Below are 16,806 nucleotides of genomic sequence, written 5' to 3'. Positions count from 1 at the left end.
CCCTCCCGAGTCGATTGCGCCCACCGGCCCGTTCGCCGCAGAGCACGGGGAACCTTACCCGCCGTGCACCCGACGGATCTCGGCGGCGACGCGGGCGAACACGGCCCGGTCCAGCACGGCCCCCTCGCGGCGCACGGCCGCCGGGTCGAGGGGCAGCAGGCGGTCGACGCGGGCCTCGCTCGCCCGGCCCCGCGGGTCCCACCCGCCGGACCCGACGTCCACCCACACCCGGCCGTCGGCGCGAGGGGCGCGGGAGGGCGCCGCGGAGCCCGACGTGGGACCGACGTGGTCCTTGCTGGTCAGCATCACGCCGACCAGCTCGTCCCCGCGCCGCCCCACGACCAGCACCGGGCGGTCCTTGCCGCGTCCGTCGTCCTCCTCGTACGGCACCCAGGTCCAGACGATCTCCCCCGGGTCGGGGCGGCCGTCGTCGACGGGGGCGTAGTCGATCTCCAGAACCGCGGGGCGGTGGAACCGCGTCGGCGCGGGGGCCCGCCCCGACGGGGCCGTGGCGGGCGCGGTCGAGGGGGCGACGACGGTGCGCAGCACCCCGAGGGCGCGACTGACGAACGCGGCGAACGGCACGGTCGGCGACCCTACCGGCGGGCCGAGGGACCGGGGCGTAGCACCAGCCTGCAGGCCCCGGTCGACCCGCCGCGGCGGGCACCGCTCCGGGCGGCGTGTCGCCTCCGGCCTGCAGGCTGGTGCTACGCCTGTGGACGACCGGGACCCGCCCCGGGTGATCCGCGGCACCGTGGCCGCCGTGGACGCCGTGACCGCTCTGCGTCGGCTCGGTGGCGCCGGGCGCCGCCGGGAGCTGCGACAGGTCCGACCGGGGGCGCTGGACCGCGCGGTGCGCGAGGGCACCGTCCTGCACCCGGCCCGAGGGGTCTTCGTCCTTCCGGAGTGCGAGCCGGCGCACCGCGCGGCGGTCCTGGTCGACGGGGAGCTGACCTGCGAGGCGGGGGCGCGCGAGCACGGTCTGGACCTGCTCCTCCCCGGCGACGGGGTGCACGTCCGCTGCGCACGGGGCAGCGAGCTCACCTGGCCCCGGGTCACCGTGCACCGACGCGGGCGCGCCGGTGACGGGTCGCGCGTGGCCCCCCTGCTCACCGTGCTGCTCGACCTCCCCGGGTGCCTGCCGCTGCCCGAGGCCGTGGCCGCCCTGGACGGGGCGCTGCGCCGCGGCCGGGTCGACCACGACGACCTGCGGGCGCGGGTCGCGCACCTGCCTCCGGGTGACCCCCGACGCCGCACCGTGGACCTGGCCGACGGCCGTGCCGACTCCGTCCTGGAGTCGGTGGTCCGCGTGGAACTCCTCGCGCGGGGTCGCACGGTCGAGCTGCAGCACGCCGAGCAGGGGGTCGGCCACGTCGACCTGCTCGTCGACGGTTGGCTCGTCGTGGAGCTGGACGGCTTCGCGTTCCACCACGACCGGTCGCAGTTCCGCGAGGACCGGCGGCGGCTGGTCGAGCTGGTCCGAGCCGGGCGCACGGTGCTGCGGTTCACCTACGAGGACGTCGCCTTCGCCCGGCCCCGGATGCTGGACGTGATCGAGGAGGTCCTGGCCTCGGGCCCCCTGCGGACCCGGTTCAGCGTCCCCGGATGATCTTGCGCAACCGGGCCAGGCGGTCGCGGACCTGGGCCTCGAAACCCCGGTCGGTGGGCACGTAGTAGTCGCGCCCGACGAGCTCGTCGGGCGGGTACTGCTGCCGGGCCACCCCGGCCGGTTCGTCGTGGCTGTACGTGTAGCCCGTCCCGTGGCCGAGCTTGGCCGCCCCCGCGTAGTGGGAGTCGCGCAGGTGCGCCGGGACGGGTCCGCCCAGCCCCGCCCGCACGTCGGCGATGGCGGCGTTGATGCCGTTGTAGGCGGCGTTGGACTTGGGCGCGGTCGCGTTGTGCACGACGGCCTGGGCCAGGATGATCCGCGCCTCGGGCATCCCGATCTGGGCGACGGCGTGCAGCGCGGCGACCGCGGTCTGCAGCGCGGACGGGTCGGCCATCCCGACGTCCTCGCTGGCCGCGATGACGATGCGGCGGGCGATGAAGCGGGGGTCCTCGCCCGCCTCGATCATCCGGGCCAGGTAGTGCAGGGCGGCGTCCACGTCGGACCCGCGCATCGACTTGATCAGCGCGCTGGCGACGTCGTAGTGCTGGTCGCCGGCCCGGTCGTAGCGGACCGCGGCCACGTCGAGCGCCCGCTCCGCCTCGACGAGGGTGATCTCGCCGTCGCCGTCGAGCGCCGCCCCCGCCGCGGCCTCCAGGGCGGTCAGGGCCCGGCGGGCGTCCCCGTCGGCCAGCCGGACGAGGTGCTCCAGGGCGTCGTCGGCGATCCGCACCTCGCCGTCCAGGCCGCGGGGGTCGGTGATCGCGGCGCGCAGCAGCCCGCGGACGTCGTCGGCGTCCAGCGGGCGCAGGGTCAGCAGCAGCGAGCGCGACAGCAACGGCGTGACCACCGAGAAGTTCGGGTTCTCGGTGGTCGCGGCGACCAGCACGACCCAGCGGTTCTCCACGCCCGGCAGCAGCGCGTCCTGCTGGGCCTTGGTGAAGCGATGGATCTCGTCGAGGAAGAGGACGGTCTGGCGGCGGTAGAGCTCGCGTCCGGTGCGGGCCTCGTCCATGACCGCGCGCACGTCCTTGACGCCCGCGGTGACCGCGGAGAGCTCGGCGAACCGACGTCCCCCCGACCGGGCCAGGACGTGGGCCAGGGTGGTCTTGCCGGTCCCGGGCGGGCCCCAGAGGATCACCGAGGCCGGCCCGGCCCGGCCCAGGTCACCCTCGGCGGCCAGCCGCCGCAGCGGGGACCCCACCCCGAGCAGGTGCTGCTGCCCGAGCACCTCGTCGATGCTGCGCGGGCGCATCCGCACCGCCAGCGGGGCCCCGGCCAGGACCCGCGGCACGTCACCGGTGCCGGGACTCCCCGGGGTCCCCGCGGCGGCGGCTGCGGGGTCCGGGGCGGAGAACAGGTCGGCCACGCCGCCACCGTAGGGCGTGGCCCGGACACGCCCGCTCGCGACGTCCGCGTCCGGCCGGGTGAAGATCGGCGAACCACCCTCCTGGCGGCGTCTCACGTGGCACGCTGGGAAGGCCATCGCGATTCACAGGGTTTCCCCAGCTGCTGCCGGGAAAGACCGCAGAGAAGGGCCTGACGCTGACACCATGACCGCGCCGACCACCGCCCGCCGGGGTGAACTGACCCGCCCCGACGGCACCGCCCTCCGCGTCCTCGTCGTGGACGACGAGTCCACGCTCTCCGAGCTGCTCTCCATGACCCTGCGCTACGAGGGGTGGGAGGTGCAGACCGCGGGCAACGGCCTCGACGCGGTCCGCGCGGCCCGCGGCTTCCGACCCGACGCGGTCATCCTGGACATCATGCTGCCCGACATCGACGGGCTGGAGGTGCTGCGGCGGCTGCGCGCCGACGCCACCGACGTCCCCGTCCTCTTCCTCACCGCCAAGGACGCCGTGGAGGACCGGGTCGCCGGTCTGACCGCGGGCGGCGACGACTACGTCACCAAACCCTTCAGCCTGGAGGAGGTGGTGGCCCGGCTGCGCAGCCTGGTGCGGCGCTCGGGGCTCGCGGCCGCCAAGCAGGAACCGGTGCTGGCCGTCGGCGACCTCGTCCTCGACGAGGACAGCCACGAGGTGATGCGCGGCGGGACCGAGATCCGGCTCACCGCGACCGAGTTCGAACTGCTGCGCTACCTCATGCGCAACCCGCGGCGGGTGCTGTCCAAGGCGCAGATCCTGGACCGGGTCTGGAACTACGACTTCGGTGGCCAGGCGAACATCGTCGAGCTCTACATCTCCTACCTGCGCCGCAAGATCGACGCGGGTCGCCCGCCGATGATCCACACGGTCCGCGGCGCGGGCTACGTCCTCAAGCCGGCCGACCCGGTCGCCAACTGAGCCCGGTCCGGGTCGACCCCGCGTCGACCCGGACCCGCGCCCGACCTCGTCCCCGGACCACCGTGGCCCTCCGCCTCCCGCGACCCCAGACGTTGCGCTCGCGCCTGCTCGCGACCCTCGTCGTGCTGCTCGCCGGGGTGGGGCTGGCCATCGGCCTGGTGACCACGGTCGCGTTGCGGCACAGCCTCCTCGACCGGGTCGACGAGCAACTGGTCGCCACCGCGACGCGGGCCGGCAACGCGCCGCAGGACGAGGGCGAGGAACCCGGTGGAGGCCGGCGGTTCGAGAGCTTCCAGCAGCAGCGCTGCGGTGACGGGAGCCTGCGGATCCCGCCCGAGCTCGCCGTGCGGGCCCAGGGGGCCGGGACGTTGGCGGCCCGCTGGAACGCCGGGTCGGTGGACTCCTCCGGGGTGCTGGACGACAGCGGGTGCTTCACCGAGCTCAGCTCTACCCAGCTCGCCGTCATCTCCGCGGTGGCCGACCGGGCCGCCGACCAGACCACCGCGCAGAGCGGGGAGCGGTCGGGTTCGGGGTCCGGCGGATCGGGGGCCCCGGGCTCGTCGCGAGCGCACCCGCAGACGGTGCAGCTGCCCGGGCTCGGTACCTACCGGGTCCTGACGTCCACGGAGTCCGACGGCGACGTCATCGTCACCGGTCTCCCGCTCGGCGACGCCCAGCGCGTCGTGTGGATCACCGTCGCGGTCGAGGCCGCGACCATCCTCGTCGGCGTCGCGGTGGCCGCCCTCGTCGGCGGCGCCTTCATCCGCCGCGACCTGCGCCCGCTGCGTCGGGTCGCTGCCACGGCCACCAGCGTCTCCGGCCTGCAGCTGGACAAGGGCGAGGTCGACCTCGCCCACCGCGTGCCGGACTCCGACACCGACCCGGGGACCGAGGTCGGTCAGGTGGGCCTGGCCCTCAACCGGATGCTCGACCACGTCGGCTCGGCGCTGGAGGCGCGACAGGGGTCCGAGCAGCGGGTCCGGCAGTTCGTCGCCGACGCCAGCCACGAGCTGCGCACGCCGCTGGCCGCGATCCGCGGCTACGCCGAACTGACCCGCCGCAAGAGCACCGGCCCCGACGACGTCCCCCTGCCTCCCGACATCAACCACGCCATGGCCCGGGTCGAGTCCGAGGCCGTCCGGATGACCGGGCTGGTGGAGGACCTTCTCCTGCTGGCCCGGCTCGACTCCGGCCGCCCGTTGGAGCACGAGACCGTCGACGCCACCATGCTCGTCCTCGACGCGGTGAGCGACGCCCGGGTGGCCGGTCCGGAGCACCACTGGCGCCTCGACCTCCCCGAGGACGCCGTCGAGGTCGTCGGCGACCCGCACCGGCTGCACCAGGTGCTGGCCAACCTGCTGGCCAACGCGCGCGTGCACACCCCGCCCGGGACGACGGTCACCACCCGGCTTCGACCGGCCGACACCGAGGGCCGGATCCGGCTCGAGGTCGCCGACGACGGCCCCGGGATCCCCGCCGACCTGGGCGCGCGGGTGTTCGAGCGCTTCGCCCGCGGGGACTCCTCGCGCTCGCGGGTGGCCGGGAGCACGGGGCTCGGGCTCGCGATCGTGCAGGCCGTCGTCGGTTCCCACCACGGCACGGTCGACGTGGCGAGCGTCCCGGGGTCGACGGTCTTCACGGTCCGGCTGCCGGCCGCCTGACCGGGAACGCCTCTCCGCCGGCAGGTCCGGGCGCCGGGTGCGGACGCCGGGTGCGGACGGTGGAGCGGTGGCCGGGAGCGCGATGCTCAGCCTCGTCACAGCCCCGTCCCACGCCCGCGCGAGGTGGGACGCCGAGCCTTCGAGGCATGAACCCGACCACGACGCCGCTCCCGGGTCGTTCCACCCCCCGCCCCCGGACGGCACCGACGGCCGAGGCCGTCGGCGAGTTCCGGTCCGCCCCCGTGCTGGACGTCGTCGTCCCGGTCTTCGACGAGGAGGTCGACCTCGAACCGTGCGTGCGCCGGCTGCACGCGCACCTGCGGGCGTTGCCGTTCTCCAGCCGCATCACCATCGCCGACAACGCCAGCACCGACGCGACCCCGACCGTGGCCGCCGCGTTGGCGGCCGAACTGCCCGACGTGCGCTGGATCCGGTTGGAGCAGAAGGGCCGCGGACGGGCCCTGAACCACGTGTGGTCGACCTCCGACGCCGAGGTCCTCGCGTACACCGACGTCGACCTCTCCACCGACCTGTCCGCCCTGCTGCCGCTGGTGGCGGGGCTGCTCTCCGGGCACTCCGACGTGGCCATCGGCTCGCGCCTGGCCCGGGGGGCGCACGTGGTGCGCGGACCCAAGCGGGAGTTCATCTCCCGCAGCTACAACCTGCTGCTCCACCAGACCCTCCGGGTGCGGTTCACCGACGCCCAGTGCGGGTTCAAGGCCGTCCGGGCCGAGGTCGCCCGGCAGCTCCTGCCGCTCGTCGAGGACACCGGATGGTTCTTCGACACCGAACTCCTCGTCCTGGCCGAACGCTCCGGGCTGCGGATCCAGGAGATCCCCGTCGACTGGGTCGACGACCCGGACAGCCGGGTCGACATCGTCGCGACGGCTCTCGCCGACCTGCGCGGGATCCGCCGGCTCACGGGTGCCATCGCCTCGGGACGGTTGCCCCTGGCCGAGATCCGGGCCTCCCTCGGACGCGGTCCGCAACCGGCGGCGGTGGCCGGGGTCCCCACGTCGCTGACCGGCCAGCTCGGTCGCTTCGTCGGGGTGGGGGTGCTCTCCACGATCGCCTACGCCGTGCTGTACCTGCTCCTGCACCACGTCGCGGGGGCGCAGGTCGCGAACTTCCTGGCGCTGCTGATCACCGCGGTCGCGAACACCGCGCTGAACCGTCGGCTGACGTTCGGGGTCCGGGGACGCCGCGGCGCCACCCGGCACCAGGCGCAGGGCCTGCTGGTGTTCCTGCTCGGGTGGGCGCTGACGTCCGGGTCGCTGCTGGCCCTGCACGCCCTCGACCCGGACGTGGCCCGCGGCCCGGAACTCGCCGTGCTCACGGCGGCCAACCTGGCCGCGACCGTCCTGCGGTTCCTGCTGCTGCGCAGCTGGGTGTTCCGCGACCGTCGGCACCACCGTCCCGGGGCGACCCGGTGAGCGCGACGCACTCCGCCGTCACCCGCCCCCCCGGCCGCCCGCGGCCCGGCGACCAGGACCCCGGAAGCGCCGAGACGGGTCGCCGGGTCTTCGGGGGGTTCCGGGGGTTCCGAAGGTTCCGGGTCTTCCGGGGGACCGACGACCCGGCCTGGTACCGACCCGCCGTCCTCGCCCTCCTCGCCGGGACCGCCGCCCTCTACCTCGTCGGGTTGTCGGCCTCGGGCTGGGCGAACGCGTTCTACTCCGCGGCGGCGCAGGCCGGGTCGGTGTCCTGGGAGGCGTTCTTCTTCGGCTCCTCCGACGCCGCGAACTCCATCACGGTCGACAAACCCCCGCTGGCGCTGTGGCTGATGGCTCTCTCGGTGCGGGCGTTCGGGTTGTCCTCGTTCTCGATCCTGCTGCCCCAGGCGCTCCTGGGCGTCACCGGGGTCGGCATCCTCACCGCGAGCGTCCGGCGCAGCGCCGGGCCGGTGGCCGGGCTGCTCGCCGGTGTCGTCCTGGCGAGCACCCCCGTCGCGACGCTCATGTTCCGGTTCAACAACCCCGACGCCCTCCTCGTCACCCTCATGGTCGGGGCGGCGGCCGCCGTGCTGCGGTCCCTCCGCACGGGTCGGGCCCGCTGGTTCGTGCTGGCCGGGGTCCTGCTCGGCCTGGGTTTCCTGACCAAGCAGCTCCAGGTGTTCCTCGTCGTCCCGGGTCTCGCCCTGACCTACCTGTGGGCGGCCCCGCACCCGCTGGGTCGGCGGTTGCGTCACGTCGTCCTCGGTGGGTCGGCGATGGTCGCCGCCGCGGGCTGGTGGATCGCGCTCGTCGAACTCGTCCCCGCCGCGAACCGCCCGTGGATCGGGGGTTCGCAGGACAACTCCATCCTGGAACTCACCTTGGGCTACAACGGGTTCGGCCGGTTGACCGGGGACGAGACGGGCAGCGTGGGCGCAGGTTCGAACTGGGGCGAGACCGGTCTGCTCCGGATGTTCGGCGGCGAGTTCGGCGCCCAGGCCTCGTGGCTGCTGCCCGCGGCCCTGGTCCTGCTCGTGGTCGGTCTCCGGCTGCGCGGTCGTGCCCCGCGCACCGACGGTCGGCGGGCCGCCTACCTCGTCTGGGGCGGGTGGACGCTGGTCACCGGGCTCACGTTCTCGCTGATGTCGGGGATCATCCACCCCTACTACGCCGTGGCCCTGGCCCCGGGGATCGCCGCCCTGGTCGGCACGGGTGCGAGCGACCTCTACCGCTCCGGGCGACGGTGGTCGCTGCCGGTCCTGGCCGGGGTGGTCCTGGGCAGCACCGTGTGGGCGTTCCTGCTCATGGGGCGCAGCGCCGACTTCCTGCCCTGGCTGCGCGGCCTGGTGCTGACCGTCGGTCTGCTCGCCACCGGGTCGCTGCTGGCCGGGATGCTCCGGTCCCCGGTCCTGGGCCTCACCGGGCGGGCCCTGCGACGCACGGGCGCGACCCTCGGCCTGGTGGCCGCCCTGACGGGACCCGTCGCCTGGTCGGTGCAGACGGCGGCGACCCCGCACTCCGGGGCCATCGTCTCGGCCGGTCCGGCGTCGTCGGGATCGGGGTTCGGGGGCCCGGGCGGCGGGACCCGCGGTGGCGCCGGCGGGGCCCCGGGCGGGACGGCCCGGGCTGCGACCGGCGGGATGTTCACCGGCGGGACGGGCGCCATGACGCCTGGTGGGATGCCCGGTGGGATGTCTGGTGGGATGCGCGGCGGGATGGGTGGTCTGCTCGACACCGTGACCCCGAGCGCGGCCGTGGTGGAGACGCTCGGCGCGGACGCCGATTCCTACGACTGGGTCGCCGCGACCATCGGGTCGAACAACGCCGCCGGCTACCAGCTGGCCATGGAGCGACCCGTCATGGCCGTCGGGGGGTTCAACGGCACCGACCCCTCCCCCACGCTCGCCCGGTTCCAGCAGCTCGTGGCCGAGGGCCGGGTCCACTACTGGATCGCGGCCACGACCATGGCCTCGACCGACACCGGCGGTTCCGACGCCTCGGTGCAGATCCAGGAGTGGGTCGAGCAGACGTTCCCGGCCAGCACCGTCGACGGGACCACGGTCTACGACCTGTCCTCGGGGTGAGCCGTGGGTGGGCGGAGCGGTCGCCGGACCGGCACAGGGGGACCCTGCGCTCGTTCATCGGGAGCAGCGTCCCCCTGTGCCGTCGGGGTGGTACGGGCCCGTCGTCACCGTCCGTCGTCACCGTCCGGCGGCGCGGTCCCCGGACGCCGGCCGGGGGCCGAGGACGGCCCGGGCGGTGAGGACGATCGCCAGCCCGAGCAACCACCCGGCGAGCACGTCGCTGGGCCAGTGCGCCCCGAGCCACACCCGGTCCACGCCGACGAGACCGAGCAGCGCGACCGTGCCCGTCCCCCGGAGGAGGGCGGAGCGGCGGGTGCGCGGGGGGTGCAGGACGAGCAGCAGCAGACCGAGCACCGTCGCCGAGGCGAGGGCGTGCCCGGAGGGGAACGCCCCGCCCCCGGCGGTCGTCAGACCGGCCTCGACCGCGGGCCGGACGCGGTCGACGATCGCCTTGAGCACGGGCGAGGTCACCGCTCCCACCACCCCGGCCACCAGGACGACGAGCGCGGGCCGACGCCACCCCCGCGACCAGGCGAGCACGACCGCCCCGAGACCCACGGCGTAGAGGACCACCGGTTCGGTGGCCCGCTCGACCACCTGGGCCACGGCGGTCAGCCGGGGTGCCCCCAGCGCCGCACCGACCGCCTCCCCGACGAGGGGCACCTCGACCGGGGCCAGAACCCCGGACCGGACCAGCAGGTGCAGGCCGAGCACCGCGGCGACGGCGAGGACCGCACCGATCGCCCCGGCCCGCCCGGCCGGGCGGGGTCGCCGCCTCAGGCCGGGGCCCCCGGCGCCTTCGGCTTCGCGTCGACGCCGGTCTCCCGGCGCTGCTGCACGGTGATGGGCGCGGGCGCCGCGGTGAGCGGGTCGTACCCGCCGCCGGACTTCGGGAACGCGATGACGTCGCGGATCGAGTCCGACCGGGTCAGCAGCGCGACGATCCGGTCCCAGCCGAAGGCGATCCCGCCGTGCGGCGGGGCCCCGAAGGAGAACGCGTCGAGCAGGAACCCGAACTTCTCGGTCGCGGCCTCGCCGTCGATCCCCATGACCGCGAACACCCGCTCCTGCACGTCACGGCGGTGGATACGGATCGACCCGCCGCCGATCTCGTTGCCGTTGCAGACGATGTCGTAGGCGTTGGACAGCGCCGACTCGGGGTCGGTGTCGAAGGTGGCCTCGTGCTCGGGCTTGGGCGCGGTGAACGCGTGGTGGACGGCGTTCCACGCACCCGTGCCGACGGCGACGTCGTCGTCCTCGGCCGCGGACTTGAACATGGGGGCGTCGACCACCCAGGTGAACGCCCAGGCGTTCTCGTCGATCAGTCCGCAACGGCGGCCGATCTCGTTGCGGGCGGCACCGAGCAGGGCCCGCGAGGAGTTCCGGGCCCCGGCGCCGAAGAAGATGCAGTCGCCCGGGGCCGCCCCGACGTGGGCGGCGAGCCCCGCCTTCTCGGTCTCGGAGAGGTTCTTGGCGACCGGGCCACCGAGTTCCCCGTCGGCCCCGACGAGCACGTAGGCCAACCCCTTGGCCCCGCGCTGCTTGGCCCACTCCTGCCAGGCGTCGAGCTGCTTGCGGGGCTGCGAGGCACCGCCGGGCATGACCACGGCCCCGACGTAGGGCGCCTGGAAGACCCGGAAGGTGGTGTCGGAGAAGAACTCGGTGCAGTCGGTGAGTTCCACGCCGAAGCGCAGGTCGGGCTTGTCGCTGCCGTAGCGGGCCATCGCGTCGGCGTAGGTCATCCGCGGGATCGGAGTGCTGATGTCGTGCCCGATGAGTTTCCACAGCGCGACGAGGATCTCCTCCGCGAGCGCCAGGACGTCGTCCTGCTCGACAAAACTCATCTCGACGTCGAGCTGGGTGAACTCCGGCTGCCGGTCGGCGCGGAAGTCCTCGTCGCGGTAGCAGCGGGCGATCTGGTAGTACCGCTCCGTCCCGGCGACCATGAGCAGCTGCTTGAACAGCTGCGGGCTCTGCGGCAGGGCGTACCAGGAGCCGGGGGCGAGGCGGGCGGGCACCAGGAAGTCGCGCGCCCCCTCAGGGGTGGAGCGCGTCAGGGTCGGGGTCTCGACCTCGACGAAGTCGTGGGCGTCCAGGACCGAGCGCGCGGCGCGGTTCACCGCCGAACGCAGGCGCAGGGCCGCGGCCGGACCGCTGCGGCGCAGGTCGAGGTAGCGGTAGCGCAGCCGCACCTCCTCGCCCACCTCGACGTGGTCGTCGATCTGGAACGGCAGCGGGGCGGCCGCGGACAGCACGGTCAGCTCGGAGGTGTCGACCTCGATCGCCCCCGTGGGCAGGTTCGGGTTCTCGTTGCCCTCGGGGCGCTGCCGGACCACGCCGACGACCCGCACGCAGTACTCGTTGCGCAGGTCGTGCGCGCCGCCGGAGTCGAGCACCTCGTCGCGGGCGACGACCTGCACGACCCCGGAGGCGTCGCGCAGGTCCAGGAAGGCCACTCCCCCGTGGTCTCGCCGCCGCGCCACCCAACCGGTGAGCGTGACGGTCTGGCCGGCGTGGTCGGCACGCAAGGTGCCGGCCTCGTGGGTGCGGAGCACGAGAGGTCCTTTCCTGGGGTCCTGATGTCCGGGTGGACGGCGCGGGAGCGCCCCCCGATCCTACGGACCGTTCAGAACAGGGCGTCCTGCGCCGCGGCGGCGGACGTCCGCGGCGCCGGACCGGACCCCACCGAGGGCAGGCTGCCGGCCGGGAAGGCCCCCTCGTCGTAACCGGGCAGACCGCGGAGCTCACCGGCGGCGGCCGCGGCGAAACCGTGGCGACGCAGCAGGGGCGCGACCCGGTCGGCCAACCAGCGCCGGTAGGCGCTCGGCACGTACGCCCCGCCCGCGTAGAGGTCCTGGAAGGACCGCACCCGCTCGGGGTGCTCCCGGCGCAGCCAGGCGAAGAACCACTCCCGGGCGCCGGGACGCAGGTGCAGGGGCAGCACCGTCACGCCGGTCGCACCGGCGTCGGCCACCCGGGCGAGCGCGGCGTCCAGGTGGGCGACGGAGTCGGTCAGCCCCGGCAGCACCGGGGCGAGCATGACCCCGCACGGCAGGCCGGCGGCGCGTACGGCCGCGACGAGCGCGAGCCGGGCGGCGACCGACGGCGTCCCCGGTTCCAGCCGTTGCTGCAACCCCTCGTCGTAGATCGCGAGGGAGACGCCGAGTCCGAGCGGCACCCGCTCGGCGGCCGCGCGCAACCGGTCCAGGTCCCGGCGCAGCAGCGTGCCCTTGGTCAGGATGCTGAAGGGGGTCCGGGCCTCGGCCAGGGCGTCGATGATCCCGGGCATGAGCCGGTAGCGACCCTCCGCCCGCTGGTAGGGGTCGGTGTTCGTGCCCAGCGCGACGTGTTCGCCCCGCCAGGAGGGCCGCGCGAGATCGGCCCGCAGCGCCTCGGCCGCGTTGACCTTCACGACCACCTCGCGGTCGAAGCCGGTTCCGGTGTCGAGCTCGAGCCAGGAGTGGGTGCTGCGCGCGTAGCAGTAAACGCACGCGTGGGAGCAGCCCCGGTACGGGTTGACCGTCCAGCGGAAGGGCATCGCGGAGTTCTCGGGCACCCGGTTCAGCACGGTCCGGGACACGACCTCGTGGAACCCGACCCCCGCGAACTCCGGCGTCCGCACGGTGCGCACGAAGCCGCGCAACCGGCTCATCCCCGGCAGGGCCTGGCCCGCGCTCACGTCCAGCTGCCGGTCCGCCCACCTCATCCCAAGATTCGAACACGTATACGACAGCCGCGTCAAGACGGGCGACCGCCCCGGTCGAGCGGTAGAAAGACTTCATGATCAACGAGCCCGGCCAGGTCCACGTCGAGATCGAGGTCAAGTACGACCTCGCCCCGGGAGCCGAGCTCCCGACGTTGGCGGACCTGCTCGCGGACCTGCCCGAGGCCGGGTCCCGCGGCTACCGCGAGGGTGACCTCGGCGTGCACGACCTCGAGGCCACCTACTTCGACACCGAGGACCTGCGACTCGCCGGTGCCCGCACCACGCTGCGGCGTCGCACGGGTGGCGACGACGCCGGCTGGCACCTGAAGACCCCCGGCGACGAGGGCGCCCGCATCGAGCGCCGGGTCCCGCTGGGGCGGGCCGTGAAGACCGTGCCCGTCGCCCTGCGCCGCGAGGTCGAGGGTCTGGACGAGAATGCGCGACTGGTGCCCGTCGCCCGGATCAGCACCCGCCGTCGGGTGCACACGCTGCTGGACGCGGCCGGCACCCGCCTGCTCGAGCTCTGCGACGACACCGTCCGGGCCGAGCGGCTGCTGCCCGCCGGGAGCGGGGGGAGGACGGAGTCCGCGGCCGAGACCGCCGCGGTCGGTGCGGTGGGCGGGGCCGCGGTCGGAGCCGCCGGGGCGTCCCTGCCCGGCGCCGTGGTCGGGGCCACCCTGGGCGCGGCGGCCGGCGCCACCGTGGGCGCCGTGCGCGGTGACGACGACGGTTCCGACACCTGGCGCGAGGTCGAGCTGGAGCTCCTCGACGGTGACCGGGACCTCTTCGACGCGGTCGACGCGCGCCTCCGGGCCGCCGGTCTCACCGTGGCCGGGACCTCCTCCAAGCTGCAGCGCGTCCTCTCCGGTGCCTCACCCGCCCCCGCCGCCCCCACCGAGGCGGAGGCCGGGTCGAGCGCGACGACCCCCGCCCCGGCCATGATCTCGACCGAGGACGCCCCCGTCGACGTCGACGACCGGGGGGACGGTCCCTCCCGCGGCCCGGCCGCCGACCGCACCCTGTCCCCGGCCGCTCCCCCGCGCAAGAAGCTGGGCGCCCGCTCCCCGGCCGGTGACGTGCTCGTGGTGCACCTGGCCGAGCAGGTGCAGCAGATCCTGGACCAGGACCCCGGGGTGCGGGCCGATGCGGACGACAGCGTCCACAAGATGCGGGTCGCCACGCGGCGGCTGCGCAGCGCCCTGCGCACGTTCGGTCCCCTGCTGGAGGGGTCGACGAAGCCGCTGCGCGAGGAGCTGAAGTGGCTGGCCGCCGAGCTCGGTGAGGCCCGCGACGCCGAGGTGTTGCGCAACCGTCTCGTCGTCTCGGTCGCCGCGCTGGACGAGGCCTCGGACGGCACCCCGGACGCCACCCCAGACGAGCGCGCCGAGAGCCCGGAGGCCGCCGACGGGGTGCCGCAGCGGGTGCACCGCCAGCTCGAGGGCCGCTACCGGGTGGCCCACGACCGGGTGCTGGAGGTGCTCGACTCCGAGCGCTACCAGTCGTTGCTGGACCGCCTGCAGGAGCTGGTGGAGCGACCCGACCTGTCGTCGAAGGGCCGTCGTCGCGCCGAGAAGGTGCTCCCGCGCCGGGTCCGGAAGGCGTACACCGCGCTCGCCGAGCTGGTGGCCGCCGCCGAGGCGACCGGGCCCGGCCACGACCGCGACGAACTGCTGCACGAGGCCCGCAAGCAGGCCAAGCAGGTCCGCTACGCCGCCGAGGCGGTCACCGCCGTGTTCGGCAAGGACGCGAAGACGTTCGCCAAGGCCGTCACCGCGGTGCAGGAGGTGCTGGGCGAGCACCAGGACTCCGTCGTCACCCGGGAGCAGCTGCGGGAGCTCGCGGCGGGCGCCCCGCCCGAGGTCGCCTTCGCCTACGGCCGCCTGCACGCCCACGAGGAGCTCCACGCCGCGGCGGCCGAGTCGGACTTCGAGGAGTCCTGGGACGCCCTGCAGGCCAAGCGCTTGCACCGCTGGTTGCGCTGAGGGTCCCGGTCGGGACGGCCGCCCCGGCCGGTGGCCGGCTCCGGGTGCGTTCATCACGCCGCGGGTCGAGGGTGGGGAGCACCGCGGCGCACTTCTCGAGATCACGGGCTCTCGCCGCACGTCCTCCCGCGATCAGGAGTCACCCATGGCCGGACGCCAGACCGTCATCCACAGCATGCACGACCTCGGACTCGCCGCCTGGTTCGGTGGTTCGCTGTTCGGGGCCGTCGGCCTCAACGGCGCCGCCGCAGCCGTGCGCGACGCCGCCGACCGTCCCCGCGTCGCCTCCATCGGCTGGGCCAAGTGGGCACCGGTGAACGGGGCCGCCATCGTCGTGCACGGCATCGGCGCCCTCTCCCTGCTGACGAAGAACTCCGGGCGGGTCGTCGCGCAGTCGGGCGCGGGCTCGAACACCGCCCTCAAGTCGGTGCTGACCGTCGCCGCCGTCGGCGCGACCGTGTGGTCCGGCCTGAACGGGGCCAAGCTCGCCAAGCACAGCCCGACGCCCGCGGCGGGGGCGACCGACCCGACGCCGGCGACCGATCCCGAGGCGGCGCAGGCCCAGAAGCAGCTCAAGCTGCTGCAGTGGAGCATCCCGGTGCTCACCGGCGCCCTGCTGCTCCTCTCGGTCGAGCAGGCCGAGCAGCAGAAGCCCAGCCAGCTCGTGAAGGGGCTGCTCCCGGGCGGCCGCGCCTGAGACCGTTCCCAAGAACCCGACCTGCCCGCCCCGGGCCGGTCGGGTTCTTCACGTGTGCGGTCTGCGTGGCGGGGACCCCGTGACGATCATGCGTGCTGGACTCGGGACGTGAGCCGCACGCACGCCACCGAACCCGTCGACCTCGTGCTCCCGAGCCGTCTGCGCCGGGGACTGACCGTCGGGGTCCTCCTCGTGATCGCCGCCGCGATACTCGGTATCGTCAGCACCTGGCCGGGAACGGTCCCCGTCGGGTCGCCCGCCCAGGCGCAGGGTGACCTCGTTCACGGGGTGGTCGTGAGCGCGCACGACCGCTCCTGCCCCGGGCAGTTCGCCGAGGATCGTCTGCCGGACGGGACGATGCCGACCACGGTGGAGTGCCCCGAGGCCGTCGTCCAGACCGACGACGGAACCCGGCAGACCGTGATCGTGCCCCCCGCAACGTTCCACGGCGGGCTCGGGGCGGGGGACCGCGTCGTCCTCACGCACTACCCGGCCGACGTCGCGGGCCAGGACACCTGGGTGTTCTCCGACGTCGACCGACGCCTGCCGCTGGCGGTCACGGTCGGCGTGTTCGTGCTGCTCACGGTGCTCGTGGCCCGGCGCCGCGGGGTGGTCGCGCTGCTCGGCCTGGGTCTCGGCGCGGTGGCGATCGGCGGGTACGTCCTCCCCGCCCTGCTGACCCGGCAGGACGCCGTCGTGGTCGGCCTGTCGGCGACGACCGCCGTGATGGCCGTCGTCGCCTACCTCACGCACGGGTTCTCGACCCGGACCACGGTGGCCTTCCTCGGGACCGTCGCCGGGTTGCTGCTCACCGCGGCCGCGGCGGTCCTCGCCGTCGGGGCCGCCCGGTTGACCGGGCTGGACGACGAGACGGCCGCCGGCGTCACGGCCCTGACCGGAGCCGTCGACCTGAGGGGGGTGGTCCTGGCCGGGGCCCTCGTCGCGGCCCTGGGGCTGCTGAACGACGTGACGATCACCCAGGCCGCCGCCGTCTGGGAACTCCGGGCGGCCGACCCGGGGGCGGGGTTCGCGAGGTTGTTCGGGGCCGGGATGCGCATCGGCCGCGACCACCTGGCCTCCACCGTCTACACCGTCGCGTTCGCCTACGCCGGAGCGGCGCTGCCCACCCTGATGTTCCTGCGCCTCTACCCGCAGCCGTTCGGAGGGGTGATCGGGTCGACGGCCGTCGCCGAGGAGATCGTGCGCACGGCCGTCGGCGGCGCGGTGCTGGCCCTCACCGTCCCCCTGACGACCGCTCTCGCCGCCGCCCTCGTGCTCCGCTCCCGGCCGCACCCGGACGCGCCCCTGGCGGTGGCGGACTGACCGCTGCGACA

The 16,806-nt window shown here is 74.9% G+C and carries 13 protein-coding genes; 8 read left to right on the top strand and 5 right to left on the bottom strand.

The window, feature by feature from the left end:
* Positions 1-54: 54 nt before the first annotated feature.
* The gene (locus ACFFKU_RS10790) at positions 55-585 is read right to left on the bottom strand and encodes a type II toxin-antitoxin system PemK/MazF family toxin (protein ID WP_380137803.1); all 531 of its coding nucleotides are present in this window, start codon (positions 583-585) and stop codon (positions 55-57) included.
* Between the two features lie 154 nt (positions 586-739).
* On the opposite strand from ACFFKU_RS10790, the gene ACFFKU_RS10785 reads away from it, so the two are divergent.
* Entirely contained in the window at positions 740-1,609 is an 870-nt protein-coding gene (locus tag ACFFKU_RS10785) for an endonuclease domain-containing protein (RefSeq protein WP_380137802.1), read from the top strand.
* Here the strand turns inward: ACFFKU_RS10785 and ACFFKU_RS10780 are convergent.
* Positions 1,593-2,861, bottom strand: a complete 1,269-nt coding sequence (locus ACFFKU_RS10780) for a replication-associated recombination protein A (protein ID WP_380138083.1) — start codon at positions 2,859-2,861, stop codon at positions 1,593-1,595. The two genes, ACFFKU_RS10785 and ACFFKU_RS10780, sit on opposite strands and share 17 nt — an antisense overlap.
* A gap of 298 nt (positions 2,862-3,159) precedes the next feature.
* On the opposite strand from ACFFKU_RS10780, the gene ACFFKU_RS10775 reads away from it, so the two are divergent.
* From ACFFKU_RS10775 to ACFFKU_RS10760, 4 genes are all read left to right on the top strand, one after another.
* Positions 3,160-3,909 (top strand): response regulator transcription factor, encoded by a 750-nt coding sequence (locus ACFFKU_RS10775; protein ID WP_380137801.1) that lies wholly within the window; start codon positions 3,160-3,162, stop codon positions 3,907-3,909.
* A gap of 62 nt (positions 3,910-3,971) precedes the next feature.
* Positions 3,972-5,570, top strand: coding sequence for a sensor histidine kinase (locus ACFFKU_RS10770; protein WP_380137799.1), 1,599 nt, complete (start codon positions 3,972-3,974; stop codon positions 5,568-5,570).
* A 146-nt stretch (positions 5,571-5,716) separates the two neighbouring features.
* Positions 5,717-7,003 carry a bifunctional glycosyltransferase family 2/GtrA family protein gene (locus ACFFKU_RS10765; protein WP_380137798.1) on the top strand — a complete coding sequence of 429 codons (1,287 nt, stop codon included), beginning with the start codon at positions 5,717-5,719 and terminating at the stop codon, positions 7,001-7,003.
* Positions 7,000-9,087, top strand: a complete 2,088-nt coding sequence (locus ACFFKU_RS10760; RefSeq protein WP_380137796.1) for a glycosyltransferase family 39 protein — start codon at positions 7,000-7,002, stop codon at positions 9,085-9,087. Before ACFFKU_RS10765 ends, ACFFKU_RS10760 begins: the two co-directional genes overlap by 4 nt.
* A 117-nt stretch (positions 9,088-9,204) precedes the next feature.
* Here ACFFKU_RS10760 and ACFFKU_RS10755 read toward each other — a convergent pair whose 3' ends face one another.
* From ACFFKU_RS10755 to ACFFKU_RS10745, 3 genes are all read right to left on the bottom strand, one after another.
* Positions 9,205-9,801, bottom strand: coding sequence for a phosphatase PAP2 family protein (locus ACFFKU_RS10755; protein ID WP_380137794.1), 597 nt, complete (start codon positions 9,799-9,801; stop codon positions 9,205-9,207).
* Between the two features lie 62 nt (positions 9,802-9,863).
* Positions 9,864-11,642 carry an aspartate--tRNA ligase gene (aspS, locus tag ACFFKU_RS10750; protein WP_380137793.1) on the bottom strand — a complete coding sequence of 593 codons (1,779 nt, stop codon included), beginning with the start codon at positions 11,640-11,642 and terminating at the stop codon, positions 9,864-9,866.
* Positions 11,643-11,713: 71 nt separating this feature from the next.
* Entirely contained in the window at positions 11,714-12,793 is a 1,080-nt protein-coding gene (locus tag ACFFKU_RS10745; protein ID WP_380137792.1) for an Rv2578c family radical SAM protein, read from the bottom strand.
* A gap of 74 nt (positions 12,794-12,867) precedes the next feature.
* On the opposite strand from ACFFKU_RS10745, the gene ACFFKU_RS10740 reads away from it, so the two are divergent.
* The 3 genes from ACFFKU_RS10740 to ACFFKU_RS10730 all read left to right on the top strand — a co-directional run bounded on the left by ACFFKU_RS10740 (position 12,868) and on the right by ACFFKU_RS10730 (position 16,795).
* Entirely contained in the window at positions 12,868-14,775 is a 1,908-nt protein-coding gene (locus ACFFKU_RS10740) for a CYTH and CHAD domain-containing protein (protein ID WP_380137791.1), read from the top strand.
* A 145-nt stretch (positions 14,776-14,920) separates the two neighbouring features.
* On the top strand, positions 14,921-15,472 hold the full coding sequence (locus tag ACFFKU_RS10735; RefSeq protein WP_380137790.1) for a hypothetical protein: 552 nt from the start codon (positions 14,921-14,923) through the stop codon (positions 15,470-15,472).
* 108 nt (positions 15,473-15,580) lie between these two features.
* Positions 15,581-16,795, top strand: coding sequence for a YibE/F family protein (locus ACFFKU_RS10730; protein WP_380137788.1), 1,215 nt, complete (start codon positions 15,581-15,583; stop codon positions 16,793-16,795).
* Positions 16,796-16,806: the final 11 nt, after the last annotated feature.

Origin of the sequence: Kineococcus gynurae (genome assembly GCF_042433995.1) — a bacterium.
In the GTDB taxonomy this organism is placed as follows: Bacteria; Actinomycetota; Actinomycetes; order Actinomycetales; family Kineococcaceae; genus Kineococcus; species Kineococcus gynurae.
Note: the sequence above shows the minus strand (reverse complement) of the source record. Positions and strands in the feature narration are given on the sequence as shown.

Bases quoted from the DNA above. Each gene is read 5' to 3' on its own strand.
- ACFFKU_RS10780 (WP_380138083.1), bottom strand. From the start codon at position 2,861: ATGCGCCCGCGCAGCATCGACGAGGTGCTCGGGCAGCAGCACCTGCTC.
- ACFFKU_RS10745 (WP_380137792.1), bottom strand. From the start codon at position 12,793: ATGAGGTGGGCGGACCGGCAGCTGGACGTGAGCGCGGGCCAGGCCCTG.
- ACFFKU_RS10775 (WP_380137801.1), top strand. From the start codon at position 3,160: ATGACCGCGCCGACCACCGCCCGCCGGGGTGAACTGACCCGCCCCGAC.
- ACFFKU_RS10735 (WP_380137790.1), top strand. From the start codon at position 14,921: ATGGCCGGACGCCAGACCGTCATCCACAGCATGCACGACCTCGGACTC.
- ACFFKU_RS10740 (WP_380137791.1), top strand. From the start codon at position 12,868: ATGATCAACGAGCCCGGCCAGGTCCACGTCGAGATCGAGGTCAAGTAC.
- ACFFKU_RS10765 (WP_380137798.1), top strand. From the start codon at position 5,717: ATGAACCCGACCACGACGCCGCTCCCGGGTCGTTCCACCCCCCGCCCC.